Source organism: Paenibacillus cymbidii (genome assembly GCF_004764705.1).
In the GTDB taxonomy this organism is placed as follows: Bacteria; Bacillota; Bacilli; order Paenibacillales; family NBRC-103111; genus Paenibacillus_AN; species Paenibacillus_AN cymbidii.
The window spans coordinates 253,332-266,960 of the sequence record NZ_SHLX01000002.1; the positions used below are offsets into that span (position 1 = coordinate 253,332).

Sequence of the window (13,629 nt, forward strand, 5' to 3'; positions counted from 1 at the left end):
CCGGCGACGCCATAATGGAAGCATAAACGCGCCAAGCGGATGTCAGACAGTGGCTGTCCGCGCGGGTCCGGTACGGAAGAGAGGGATCCCGATGAAGGAACCGACAGGAACAAATGGAAGCTGCAAGGAGACGGCCGACTCCAGCATATGCGAGGTGCTGCAAATTTTGGGCGCCAAATGGGCGTTTCTCGTGCTTGAGGAGCTGCTCAAAGGACCGCGACGGTTCAACCAACTGCAGCGCAACATCGCCATCGTCAAAACGCAGTCGCTCACGGACACGCTCCGCCACCTCGAGCATAACGGCCTCGTGCTGCGCCAGGTATTCCCTACCGTTCCCGTATCCGTGGAATATTCGCTGACGGAGAAAGGCCGCGATTTCCAAACCGCCCTGATGGAAATGGACAAATGGGTGCGCAAATGGGGCAAGCCCGCCACCGGCCAAACAACCGGCGAACCCGCTCAGCCCGCGCCTTGAACCCCAACCTCCCTTTACGATAAACCGCCCGGGTCAAAAATCGACCGACACCCGCGGCGGCTCTTTGCGTTCCCTCACACTTACCAAAAGTTAAGCAGCTCCATTTATCCGGATTACATCCAATCGAATTGCGTTCTTACTTTTTACAAGCGACCGGCTTATACTGCGTGTATGCCAAAGAAGCGACCCGCTAGAACCGCTACTCCCGTTCAGGGTTGCCACGAAAGGAATGTGCCTTCATGCAGCGGATCGCCGTTTATTTGTTTATGTTTGCCGTGTTTTTCACCGCCACGTCGGAGCTGGTCGTAGCCGGCATTTTGCCGGAGCTTGCCGGGCAAATGCGCGTGTCGCTTGCGCTGGCCGGCCAGCTGGTGACGATCTACTCGCTCGCCTTCGCCGTCGGCACGCCGCTGATCGTTACGCTCACGGCGCGGCTCGGCCGGAAAAAGCTGCTGCTCGCCACGCTCGCCGTCTTCATCGCCGGCAACCTCGCTTCCTTCGCCAGCCCCGGCTTCGCCATGCTGGCCGCCGCCCGCGTGCTGCTCGGCGCAAGCTCCGGCGTCCTGATGGTCGCCGCCTTCGGAGCCGCCGCCAAGCTGGTGCCGGCCGAGCGCCTCGGCAGCGCCATCGGCACGATCGTGCTCGGCTTCAGCAGCGCCATGGTCGCCGGCGTTCCGATCGGCATCGCGTTGACCGAACGGTTCGGTTGGCAGGCGATTTTTCTGCTGCTGGCCGTCGGCAGCTTGCCGATCCTGCTCGCCATCGCATGGCTGCTGCCGGAGACGGAGGGCGACGCTCCCGTACCGCTGCTGCGGCAAATCGCCGTGGCCCGAGATCCCGTCATCCGCTCCGCCCTGCTGCTCGTCCTGTTCCGCGAAGCCGGCAATTCGATCATGTTCGCTTACGCCGCCGCCTTCCTCGGCGACATGCTGCACCGGAGCACCGGTCAAATCGGCGCCATCATGCTTGCTTTCGGCATCGCCGGCGCGATCGGCTCCCGGCTCGGCGGCGCCGCCGTCGACCGCTGGGGAAGCTCGCGGCTGATCGTCGGCAGCGTGGCCGCACATGTACTGGCGCTGGCCCTGCTGCCGCTTGCCGTCGGCTCGCCGCCGCTCGCCATCGCGTTCATGGCGCTGTGGGTGCTGGCCATGTTCGTCATGGGCCCCGCGACGCAAACGTACTTTATCGAACAGGCGCCGCAAGCGGCCAGCCTCGTCATCAGCGTGAACATTTCCGTTACGCAGATCGGCCTGGCGGCCGGCGCCGCATTGGGCGGCGCGGCAGTCGCAATGAACGGCACAGTGCTGTACAACCCGTGGGTCGCCAGTGTCGCCCTGCTGCTGTCGTTCGCCGCAGCGCTCGATTCCATCCGGCGCAAAAAACAAGCCTTCATCAAAACCCATTGACAGAACCGCAATCGCGCGCTACGATATTTGTATTATTAAATAATACAAATACTTAGAAAGCGGTGAAACTCCATATGACGACATTGCACAGCTTGACCGAGGAGCAGAAACAATCGTACGCGAAAAACGGCTACCTGATCGACTTGCCCCCGGCGTTCAACGAGGCGGAAATGGTGGTGCTGAACGAGGAATTGAAGGAGCTGGAGAAGCTGCTCGAACCCGGAGAGAAGCTGCTGCATACCCGCGAATGGCACCGGGAGAGCAAGTGGCTGTACGACATTTGCGCCAACCCGCAAATTTTGCAGTACGTGGAAGGCATCCTCGGCCCGAACTTTTATATGTGGGGATCGCAGTTTTTTGCCAAGGAGCCTCGTTCCAAGGAAAGTGTCGCCTGGCACCAGGACGCCTACTACTGGACGCTGGCCCCCCATCATTCGGTTACCGTCTGGCTCGCGTTCACCGATGTCGACGAGGAGAACGGCGCGATGCGCGTCATTCCGGGCACCCACGACAAAGGCATCATCAAGCACCGCAAAATCGAAGGCGACTCCGTGCTGAAGCTGGAGCTGGAGCAAGGCACGTTCAACGAGTCGGACGCCGTATCGCTCAAGCTGAAGGCCGGCCAACTGTCGCTGCACGACGACAACATCGTGCACGGCTCGCCGGCGAACCAATCGGACCGCTGGCGCATCGGCCTGACGATCCGCTATTCGTCGACGAAGGTGCGGAGCACGGTGGACAACCCGCATTTCCTGACTTACATGATGCGCGGCGTCGACGAGTTCAAACACAACCCGTACGGGACGATTCCGACACAGCGCTTCGGCCGCCTGCCGAGCGACTACTATGCGGACGACAAGAAGGTATCGCAGCCCAAGAAGTAACAAGCCGTAGCCGCCGTTCCTTGTCGCTGTTGCGCGATTCGCGCTTTTATGTTCCAATGATAGGAATGAAGGCAAGGAAAGGTCGGTAACGTCGATGGCGCTCTACCTGCAACTGAAGGACAATCTGCTTAAAAAAATTATCGAAGGCACTTATGCGATCGGGGAAACGATGCCGACCGAGCATGAGCTGTGCGAGGAATACAAGCTCAGCCGCGTGACGGTGCGCAAAGCGCTGGAGGAGCTGAAGAAGGACGGCCTGATCGCCGGCGTGCCGCGGCAAGGAACGATCGTAACCCGCCGAAAGGGCGGGTTTCGCAGTTCCCTCGATTTGATCGCGCTGGTCGCCGCCGTGCAGGACCCGTTTTTCGTCGCGTTCATGGAGCATTTCGAACGGACCGCCGAAGAGAACGGTTCGCTGATGCTGTTCAAGCAAGATTTTCAGGGGCGGGCGTATCAGTCGGACGATCTGTTCTACCGGTTCATTCAAAAAGAGATCCGCAACGTCGTGATGTGGCCGTGCACGCCGCAAATCGACTTCGACTTGTTCCGGCGGCTGCGTTCGGTCGGCATGAACTTCGTGCTGTTCGACCAGCCGTTCGTCACGAACGACGCCGACGTCGTCTGTCTGGACAACGGGCACGCCGTCGCCACGCTCTACGCGCATATGCGAAGGTCGTTCGCCGGCGAAATCGTGTTCGTCGGCTACGACGGGCCGGAGCTGCCGAGCGGCACCGAGCGGGAAGAGGCGTACCTTGCGGCGAACGGCGGCGCCGGCCGCATCCGCAACATCCCGCGGAACAACGAAACCGACCGCGAAGTGGCCCAGCTGCTCGGCCAGCTGGAGCAGGAAGGCGCGCTGCCGGCGGGCATTCTCTGCAACAGCGGCGGCATCGGCCTCGCGGCGGCCAAATACGTGCGCGAGCGGGGTTTGGCCGGCGTCCCGGTGGCCACGATCGATTACATGCCGGAGATGGACGCCTTCGACATCGCCGCCTACGATCAGCCGATGCGCCTGATGGCGGAGAAAACGTACCAGCGGCTGATCGCGCAGAACAACCAGGGCACAAGCTGGAAAGCGGATACGTACCGGCTGCAGGGCGAGCTGATCGTATGCGGCGGAGGGTAGTCAGCCGCCGGCGGAAACGGCGCCGAACTGGGCTTTGTGCAGCTGCTTGTACACGCCTCCGGCCGCAATGACCGGCGTCGTCCTCAGCGGGTCGCCGGGAAGGAAATCGTTCACGTTCACCTGAATGACGTGATCCTCTTTGACGACGGGCAGGTTGCGCCGGACCGGCGCGTTCTTGAGCTCCTCCTGCAATTTGGCGTTGTCGCCGCCCTGCCAATCATAGACCGTCAGGAAAACGTAATCGCCGATGTAATCCGGCAGCGTCTCAAGCGTTATCTGCCGAAAGGTAACAAAAAAGTAGCGAGAAATATTCTCACTACTATCCTACTGAATGCGGCGGCGCTTTTCAATCGTTCGTTTCGGCAAGCAGCGCGAGTCGCTCCGCCGTTTGGCACCCAATAGGCCATCTTTTGTGGCCTATTTCGTTAAAAAGGGGCCGTCGCCTGAAAATAGCCAGTGATTTAACTGGCTATTTGTGTAAATTCGGCCGTTTTGAGGATGTTTCGCCTAAATAGCCAGTGTTTTTACTGGCTATTTCCGATGACACCGGTGAAATCGGGCGAATAAGCCATTTTTCATGGCTTATTTTGCCCCGAAGTGTTGTCGCATCGCATGCGGCTTAATTGATAAAATGCAGCGTCTGCAGCAGCCGCTTCAGCATAACGGCCGCTTGCGCGCGGCTTGCCTCCTGCGCCGGAGCAAACGTCGCGTCGCTCATGCCGCTCACCAGTCCGGCATCGACCGCTTGCGCTACGGCATCGCGCGCCCAGTCGGAAATGCTTGCGGCGTCCTTGAACGCCGCAAGCCGCTTCGCGGCATCGCCGGCATAAAGCGAGCCGCCGGCGTAACGCAGCGCGCGCACGAGCATCGCCGCCATCTCCTCGCGCTTGATCGTCGCCTGAGGCACGAAGCGGCCTCCGTCGTCGCCCTGCACAAGACCGGCGCGCGCCGCCGCTTCGACAGCGGCGTAGTACCAATCGCCCGGTCGCGCGTCGGCGAACGTCGGCGTTGCCGGCCCGGCTCCGGCGGCAATGCCCAGCGCCCGCACGAGCAAGCTGGCGAACTCGGCGCGCGTGATGCTCGCATCCGGGTTGAAGCTCGTGTCCGTTACCCCTTGCACGACAAGCTTCGAGGCGAGCAGCTCGATGTCGGCTTTTGCCCAGTGCCCGCTCAGATCGGCAAAAGATCGCGCAACCGATGCCACCGAATAAATGCTGTTATGCGGCGAAGAAATACGAACGACGGCGACGCCGTTTGCCATTTCGATCGTCGCGGGCACGAACGCGAATTGTCCGGTGGCCGGATCGTACACGACGGCGGTCAGGCTGCCGGTCGCGGCGTCGGTGGCAAACGCCATCGTGCGGGTGACATAAGTGCCGCCAAAGTCGGTTACTTCCGTCGTCGTCCCGCCGGATTCGACGGCAACGGCAAAGTTGAACGCATCCCCCAGCAAAGTCAACCCGTTCGAAGAAGCGGAGGCGGACAATTGCTGCCCGGTCGTGCCGGACACTTTCTCCATCGATACGGTGACGGTCGACCCGCTTCCGCCAAGCAGCGAAGACGCTTCGCTGCCGGCGACGAACAGCTTCATCGGCAGCTCGAACGATACGGAGCCGGATTGCACCGCAACGACAGCGTCCGGCGCTTGTTCCGCCGCCGTGCCGATCGCGCCGCCGGGCAGCTGTACTTTCGCGTGGTCGGCGCTGCCGTCGACCGGAATGATGACGGCGGAGCCCGCGCTTCCGCCGCTACCGCCCAGCAGCCGCAGCAGCTCATCGCCGTCAGCCGTAACCGTGACGGTCGTTTGCCCGCGGCTGTCGGTGGATTTGCTGACGCCGAGCGCCTGCTCGGGCAGCGTCGTCGCGTTCGGCAGCTGCGATTGCGGCAGCAGCGGCTTGGGCGACGAGGCCGGCGTCGGCGTGGCGCTTGGCGTCGGCGATGGGGTCGGCTTCGGCGTCGAAGTCGGCGTCGGGGAAGCCGCAGGGCTGGAGCCGCCTACTCCCGGGATTCCGGGGATGAACGGGATGGCCCCGCCTCCGCCTCCGCCGCCCGGGTTGCCGCCGCCCCCGCCTCCGCCGGTGCCGCCAGTTCCGCCAGTGCCGCTCCCCCCGCCGCCCGGCGTTGAAGTCGGTATCGGCGTCGCCGGCGCATCGACAAAGTCGAGGCGCAAATCGCCGCGCGATGCGGCGGCGTACTGCCGGGCATTGCCCGCGGCAAACGCGCCGTCGCGAAGGTAGAGCTCAACGTTGGCCACATCGTTGGCATTCGCATGGGCGGCGGCCGCACCGTTCAATTGCACCGTCAGCGACTGCGGCCCGTTCCGCCGGACGACCGGCGTCAGCCCGTTCGGCAAATGATACACCGCCGCTTTACCCGTCGCGACAAAATCTTCGCCGTTGCTGCCGGCGAATTCGGCGTTCGCAAGCGCAATGCCGATCGTATTGGCGATCGTGCCGTTATTGGCGCTGCTTTCGTTAAATACCGTACCCGAATAGGAAAGCGTGCCGGGATCGCGGAAGGAGAGGGCAAACGTTACTTGCCGCGCGCCTTCAATCGAAGCCAATTGCCCCTCCGCGAACGCCGATTCGGCAAAATCGAGCTGCACATCGCCAGTCGAGGCGGATGCCCGATGCGACACCGCTCTGCCGGTGAACGAGAGCTGTACCGTATTGGCTCCCGTCCGTTTGACAACCGGCACCAATCCTTCCGGTACATTGCGTAACGTCGCCTTTCCCGTTGCGATGTAGTTCTCCTGATCGGCGCCGACAAACGCCAGCCCCAGGCTTAACGAGGCCATAATCGTGCCGGTCAGCCCGCCGTCGTTGCTCGCCGCTTCCGCAAACGTATGGTCGGAATACGTAATGCGCTGCGCAGACAAGCCGACGAACGTTCCGGTGTTGTTGCCCGGAAGCGGTGTGCGCCCGCCGGTGTCGACGACGCTCGCGGCGCGAATCCGGTACACGGCTCCCGGCGTCGGGTCCGCTATCGTCAGCTTCACCCTGCGCGGATCGGGCTGCAGCACCGCCCGCGTAATCGCCGGCGCCGAATCGATGCGCTCGCCCGTATCCGACACAAATTCGTACTGCGACGGCTGCTCCGCCGCATTCCGGTCCATCGGCGCGCTGAATACGAGCTCCACCGTATTGACGCTGGCATTCACGAGGTTCAGCAGCAGCGGCCTAGCCGCCACATCGCGCAAGGAAACGGCGGCGAGGTTGTCCGCCTGCTGTCCGGAGGCGTCGCGGATCGGATTCATCCGGCCGCTGTAAGACAAATGCACCGTTTGCCCGTCGGCTACGGGCTGTGGCAAAACAAGCTTGACATAGTGGCCGGCTACGGCTGCTGAAAGCGGCTGCACTCCCGCTCCCCCGGCAACCTTGACGGTAAAATCCGCTGCGTCGGGCGCAATCGCCAGCAAGGTGCGGTCAAAGCCGAGCGTCAGCGTCGATCCGTTCACAGCGGCAGACTGCAGCACGGGCGGCGCCGCGACGCCCTTGCCGGCAAACGCGTTTGTGAACGATACGGAGCGGTTGGCGGTATCCTTCACCGCTCCTGCGATCGTGTAAAGCCCGCCCGCGGTCATCGGCGAGGTAGTCAGCCGCACTTTGGCCGCATTGCCCGGATCGATCTGCGCCTGGACAATGAGCAGCGGTTGCATCAGATACGAAGTGGACGCGACATAATTTGCGACCGTGTTCGCCGCGCTTGCGCCCAGGGGTGTGTCAAACACAAGCTCCACATGCGTATTGTCGGGAACCGCAACGTACTTCAGTTGCCCCGCTGTTGCCGGCAGCACCAGCGGCGGCGTCGTCACAGCCAGATCTTCCGCCGACTGCGCCGCATATTCGCCATTCGACGCCACGAGACGGAACCGATACGCGGTTGACGGATCCAACCCTCGCATCTCGCCATCCATGGCATCCGTCTGAAGCCTCCAGGTTGCTCCTTCATCGTCGGAACGGTAAATATCGTAGCGGCTGGCGCCGGAACCGGACATGGTCCACGACAGCTTGACCTGATCCGGCATCAAGTTCGAATAGGTAAAAGACGTCACCGAACCGATTGCCGATGCGGCAGAAGTGCCGGTCGAAACGATATTGGAATAGAGAATCGTCTCCCCGACATACTCGGCAAGCTTAAACTGATAATTCGTCCCGGGCTGCAGCCCCGTAATCGTGGCGAAAGCAGACGAAGCGACAATCGGCGCAGCCAGCGTCGCCGTCGCCCAAGTGCCTGTTCCCTCCACCGATTGCAAAAGCTCGCATCGCCCGCTGCATGGCGCAAACTGGAAAGACGCCGACGTGTTCGTCGCCGTTCCGGACATTTTCAACCGCGGCGGAGCCGCCGCAAGCGTCTTGACTTCGAGCTCTTTCGAATAGGCAATCCCGCCGTTCGATAATCTCCCGCTTAACCGGAACAAATAACTCGTCCGGGCGTTCAAACCAGTAACGGTCGTGTAGGCCGAGCCCGGACCGATGGGGACGTTGACTGTCGCCGTAAACCAACTGTTTCCGCCGTCGGGTGATAGTTGAACCGAATACACGCCGCCGTCACCCGGCAATCCCGACCAGTACAGCAGCGCGCTGGTATCTGTCGCTTCTCCGAGTCGAAGATTGCCGGCATCGGGTACAATTTTCATCGGGACAAACGTTGGTGTCGACTCTGTTGCAGTCGTTACCTGAACCAGGTACGTGCCGGCTGCCGCCGGATTGCGAAAACCGGCTCGTTGCGGAAATATGATATCGACGAATGATGTTGCCGGAATGGATTGCTGCACCGTAAAGGAGACGAGTTGCCCGTCGACCGCTGCGTTTGAAACCGAAACAGCGGCATCTGGGAGGGTGTTGATGGAAAATTGCGATGCCGAAATCGACGACGGGACAACCATTTCATCGGGGAACCGTATCGTGATCCGATCGCCGGCATTCCATGCGCCGTGTACCCCCAGACGGAATTCAATCGCAAAATTACCGGTTGCCCCGGCGCTGTTGTTTTCCAGGGATACGTGATCGTCGCTCGCGACGTTGTCATTTAAATTGACCATTGCGCCCGTCGCCGTTTTGTTGGTCAATGCCGGGTAGGCAGCGCCGTACCGCTTGAGCAGCGATACCGTTTGCGCCGTCCCCGTCTGGCGCTGGCCGATCAGGATCGCGGCGATGCCCGAAACGAACGGCGCCGCCATGGAGGTGCCGCTGGCATAAGCATAAGTATGCTGAACCGAACCGTTCGAATAAAGGGGGAACGTGCTGTAAATATTGACGCCGGGAGCCGCTACGTCGACACTTCTTTCGCCATAGTTCGAAAAAGTCGCCAGTTGCCCGCGGTTATCGATCGCCGCCACGCTGACGATATTGGAGGCGGGAAGCCCGGCAGGCGAAAAGGTTGTATAGTCGATGTCGAATCCCCGGCCGGACTCGTCGCCGTTGCCTGCCGCCGCCACGAATACGAGACCGGAAGCGGCGATGGCGCTGTTCAGCGCCGTGTCCCCCGCCACAGCAATCCCGCCAAAGCTGGCATTGATCACTTGCGCGCCGTGATCGACCGCGTACTGGACTGCCTTGATGGCATCGGCTGTCGTGCCCGACCCTTCCGGGCCGCCGAGTATCTTGAGCGGCAGCAGCTTGACGTTCGGCGCAACGCCGCGGATGCCGATATTGTTGGCCGCGGCGGCGATGATGCCGGCGACATGCGTACCGTGCGCATCTTCCAGTTCATTGTTATATACGTTCGACGGGTCAAAAACCGTGCTGTCGTTGTGGTAGAAGTCCCAGCCGTCCGGATCGATTTTGCCAGACAAATCGGGATGATTGATATCGATTCCGGTATCGAGGACGGCTACTTTGACTTCCTGCAGCGAGCCTGCAAGCTCCCATGCTTCGGGCGCATCGATATCGACATCGTTCGCTCCGTCCTGCCCCGAAATCCGCTGCCCGGTATTATGCAATCCCCATTGCTTCCCCCAATCCGAATCCTGGATCGCGGAAGCATAATACAAATAGTTCGGCTGCGCCGACTCCACGGTCCCGCTCGCTTGCAGCGTGGCGATCACGCTTTCGACGCTGGCGCCGGATTCGATCTTGACGACTTCCGTTCCGCTGGCTTCAAACGTATCGACCGTGGTCAGCGACAGCCCGCTCTTGACGCCTTGGGCCGACATACGCGCCGCGCCGGCGGGCTTGAATTTGACCAGCACTTCGTCCTGCACGTACGCAGGCCTGCCGCTTGCGCGCCACTCCTGCGGCGTTCCCGTTTCCGCAGCGGACGCTTTTCCCGCCGCGAGCGGCAAGCTCCCGAGCCCTTGCCCCACCAACAATTGCAATGCCAGCAATCCAACAGCAGCCGCCTTTATTTTCGACAAAACAAGTCCCTCCATGAATCGTGTAGGAAAAACCATTCCACGCCTGCAATCTCTTATCCTACCAATTCTAGCATAGGGCGCAGGCTGCCGACTGATATTTTTTGCGTACGATCGGTCATTCCAGTGACGGGACAATCATCACGGCCGCCGCAACAAAAAGGGAACCCCGCTTTTGCGCGGAGTCCCCTTCTTTCCATTCGCCCGATCACTGCTGCCTTATGGCCGTTCGCTGCCCGCCACTCGCTTGCTACGCATTGTGCGGCGCTACAGGCGGTGCGGCTTTGCCGGTCGGTTTGCCGTGTTTCGTGTGCTTGTCGAACCAGTGGTGCATGTACGGCAGCAGGTAGTGGTCGACGCCGAATTTGCCGGCGTTCGTGCCTGCGGCGGCGATGAAGATGCCGAGCAGGATCAGCCACGGGTTCGTTGCGACGGTGCCGGCGAACAGGAAGATGAAGTTCATCATCAGCCCGAAGAACATCGCGGTTGTCGTCAGCGCGCCCAGCAGCAATCCGGCGCCGATGAGGAATTCGCCCCACGGGATGATGAAGTTGAACAGCTTCACGTTCGGCAGCGCCACATGCTGCAGGAAGCCTACATAGTTCGGATAAATCGCTTCATGCGTGGTGCCGTCGACGATCGGCTTGGCGATCGCTCCCTTGATGAAGCCGGCCGCGTCAAACGCTTTGTCCCCGGTCAGCTTGTGCCAGCCGGCGGTGAGCCATTGCCAGCCGACATACAACCGAACCGCCGTCAGCAAGATCGCTGCGTACCTGTTCTCTCTAAGCCATTTCATTAACATGATCACCATCTCCTCGTTTTCTTCTTGGCTTTATCATACCGCCTTTCGCGCGCCGCGGTTATCGGGAGAAATACTGAATCTGCGGCAGAAAATCCCCGATCTTGCGCTAGGGAAATTCGGCGCCTGCGGCAACGAATCGGGAGCGGCAAAGTTCAGGGATTTCCCTGACTTACAAGCGGCCGGCGAAGCGCTATAATGAAGAAACTCGAATACGCACGCGCAACAATATTTAATGAAAAGGGTGATCCGAGATGATGGAGTCAGGCCATATCGCCATCCAGCAGCAATTGGATCGTCTGCGGGCCGCCACTTCCAGCGACTTCGCCGGACTCGCCTGGTTCGTGCCGCAGGAGCACCGGATTCGCTGGCTGCTCGCTTCCGGCAACCTGGGCGAGCGCTACCGCAGCCTCGCGCTCAAGCCGGGCCGCGGCTTGTCCGGGCACGTCATCCGGCTCGGCCGGCCGGTCGTGCTGGACGACAGCGCCCCCGAAGCGGAGCGCGAACGGCTGCGCCACGAATATTCGATCCTGATGGTCGAGCAGCTGCACTCGTTCCTGGCGGTTCCCGTCACGGCAGACGCCGAAACGCGCGGCGCGCTGCTGATCGGCAGCCGGCAGCCGCGGCGGTTCGCGCCGTCCGACTTGCCCGCCGCGGCCGAAGCCGCCGAACGGATCGCCGAAGCGATGCCCGCGTTCGCCTGCGAAGCGACGAACAAATAGGCCGTTCCTGATCGGCCGGAAATTTGGTAGAATGGACGCAGGCAACGGAATAACGATCCGTTCATCGAGGAGGGATCACGTGATATCGATCTTGCTGGTGGACGACCATGCCGTCGTCCGGTCCGGGCTGATGGCGCTGCTGAACGCGCACCCGGCGCTGCAGGTCGTCGGCGAAGCCGCCGAAGGAGACGAAGGCATCGCCAAGGCGCTGCAGCTGAAGCCGGACGTCGTGCTAATGGATTTGAGCATGCCCCACGGCAAGGACGGGCTGACGGCTACGGCCGAACTGAAGAAACAACTGCCGGACACGTCGATTCTCGTGCTGACGATGCACGACGACGACGAATATTTGTTCCGCGCCATTCATGCCGGCGCTTCCGGCTATATTTTGAAGAACGCTCCGCACGAAGAGCTGATCGCCGCCATCCAGTCGCTGGCGCTCGGCAACGCCTACCTGTATCCGACCGCAACCAAACGGCTGATGAGCGAATACCTCGACAAATTGAAGCACGGCGAAAATATCGGCACCTACGAATCGTTGTCCGACCGCGAGAAAGAAATTTTGAGCTGGATCGCCAAAGGCTTCTCCAATAAAGAAATCGCCGAACATCTGATTATCAGCGTGAAGACGGTGGAATCGCACAAGAGCAACCTGATGGAGAAGCTGGGCCTGAAGACGCGGCCGGAGTTGGTCAAATTTGCGATGAAGAAAGGACTGCTGCATTTTGAATAAAGATGGCATCAGACCTTATCCGGAAGTGATCGGCGAGAACGTCTCCGCGCTGCTCCGGCAAATCGACACACAGCTGACGGACACGCCGTTCCGCGACGAACTGAAGCAATCGCTGAAGCAACTGGCCGATCTGAAGTTCGCCCTGGACGAATCGTCCATCGTGGCGGTAACGGACAACCGCGGCGTCATCTTGTACGTCAACGACAAATTTTGCGAAATTTCCAAATTTCCGCGGGAAGAGCTGCTCGGGCAAGATCACCGCATCATCAATTCCGGCTTCCATGACAAAACGTTTTTCCGCGAGCTGTGGTCGACGATCGGGGCAGGACGCGTCTGGCGCGGCGATTTGCGCAATCGGGCGAAGGACGGCTCGCTCTACTGGGTGAATACGACGATCGTGCCGTTCCTGGACGAAAGCGGCAAACCGTACCGGTTCCTCGCCATCCGCAACGAAGTGACGCGGCTGAAGCGCGTGGAGGAAGAACTCAAGCTGATGATGGCCAAGGTCATGCAGATCCAGGAGGAGGAGCGCAAGCGCATCTCCCGCGAACTGCACGACGGCATCGGCCAAAGCATGTTTTCGCTCTTGATCCAGCTCGACCGGATTATCGCCGGACAGGACGATCCGGAGCTGCAGAAGCTGCGGAACAGCGTCTCCTCCGTCATGGAGGAAGTGCGCAGCCTCGCCTGGGAGCTGCGGCCGTCCGTGCTCGACGACCTCGGCGTCGTGCCGGCGCTGCGCACGTACATCGAAAATTTCAACCAGCACTTCGCCATCGAAGTGAGCTTCGAAACGAATTTGCGCAAGCGGCTCGGCATTCAGGCCGAAACGACGATCTACCGCATCATTCAGGAATCGCTGATCAACGTCAGTCGTTACGCCGACGTCTCATCGGCGGAAGTGAAGCTGCTCGAGCACGACACGCATGTCGAAGCCCTGATCGTCGACCAGGGCAAAGGATTTATCCGCGAAGCGAGCAAGAAGGGCGTCGGCCTGTTCAGCATGCAGGAGCGGGCGCACAGCATCGGCGGCAAGCTCGTCGTCAGCTCGGAGCCGGGCCGCGGCACCCGCGTCGAGTTGACCGTGCCGAAGCCCGGCGCCGCAACCTAGCCGGCCTGACCGACCCGC

Annotated in this window: 10 protein-coding genes; 7 read left to right on the plus strand and 3 right to left on the minus strand. The window is 61.1% G+C overall.

All coding sequences use genetic code 11. The annotated features are described in order from the left end of the window. Nucleotides 1–91 precede the first annotated feature (91 nt). The 4 genes from EXY20_RS04360 to EXY20_RS04375 all read left to right on the plus strand — a co-directional run bounded on the left by EXY20_RS04360 (nt 92) and on the right by EXY20_RS04375 (nt 3,891). Complete coding sequence (locus tag EXY20_RS04360; protein WP_135548052.1) at nt 92–475, plus strand: winged helix-turn-helix transcriptional regulator; 384 nt, start codon at nt 92–94, stop codon at nt 473–475. A gap of 239 nt (nt 476–714) precedes the next feature. Continuing rightward, complete coding sequence (locus tag EXY20_RS04365) at nt 715–1,881, plus strand: MFS transporter (protein ID WP_135548054.1); 1,167 nt, start codon at nt 715–717, stop codon at nt 1,879–1,881. Between the two features lie 74 nt (nt 1,882–1,955). Then, a complete protein-coding gene (locus EXY20_RS04370) occupies nt 1,956–2,765 on the plus strand; it encodes a phytanoyl-CoA dioxygenase family protein (RefSeq protein WP_135548056.1) in 810 nt (269 codons plus the stop codon). A gap of 94 nt (nt 2,766–2,859) precedes the next feature. After that, nucleotides 2,860–3,891, plus strand: a complete 1,032-nt coding sequence (locus EXY20_RS04375) for a GntR family transcriptional regulator (RefSeq protein ID WP_135548058.1) — start codon at nt 2,860–2,862, stop codon at nt 3,889–3,891. Here EXY20_RS04375 and EXY20_RS04380 read toward each other — a convergent pair whose 3' ends face one another. From EXY20_RS04380 to EXY20_RS04390, 3 genes are all read right to left on the minus strand, one after another. After that, nucleotides 3,892–4,083, minus strand: a complete 192-nt coding sequence (locus tag EXY20_RS04380; protein ID WP_135548060.1) for a hypothetical protein — start codon at nt 4,081–4,083, stop codon at nt 3,892–3,894. It lies immediately after the preceding gene. 427 nt (nt 4,084–4,510) lie between these two features. Continuing rightward, a complete protein-coding gene (locus EXY20_RS04385) occupies nt 4,511–10,249 on the minus strand; it encodes a S8 family serine peptidase (RefSeq protein ID WP_167858983.1) in 5,739 nt (1,912 codons plus the stop codon). Nucleotides 10,250–10,496: 247 nt separating this feature from the next. Next, nucleotides 10,497–11,048, minus strand: a complete 552-nt coding sequence (locus EXY20_RS04390) for a DoxX family protein (RefSeq protein ID WP_135548064.1) — start codon at nt 11,046–11,048, stop codon at nt 10,497–10,499. A gap of 251 nt (nt 11,049–11,299) precedes the next feature. Between EXY20_RS04390 and EXY20_RS04395 the strand changes: the two genes are divergently transcribed. The 3 genes from EXY20_RS04395 (at nt 11,300) to EXY20_RS04405 (ending at nt 13,611) form a co-directional block, all read left to right on the plus strand. Then, entirely contained in the window at nt 11,300–11,767 is a 468-nt protein-coding gene (locus tag EXY20_RS04395) for a GAF domain-containing protein (protein ID WP_135548066.1), read from the plus strand. Nucleotides 11,768–11,846: 79 nt separating this feature from the next. Further along, nucleotides 11,847–12,500 (plus strand): response regulator, encoded by a 654-nt coding sequence (locus EXY20_RS04400; protein ID WP_135548068.1) that lies wholly within the window; start codon nt 11,847–11,849, stop codon nt 12,498–12,500. Continuing rightward, nucleotides 12,493–13,611 carry a PAS domain-containing sensor histidine kinase gene (locus EXY20_RS04405; RefSeq protein WP_135548070.1) on the plus strand — a complete coding sequence of 373 codons (1,119 nt, stop codon included), beginning with the start codon at nt 12,493–12,495 and terminating at the stop codon, nt 13,609–13,611. Before EXY20_RS04400 ends, EXY20_RS04405 begins: the two co-directional genes overlap by 8 nt. Nucleotides 13,612–13,629: the final 18 nt, after the last annotated feature.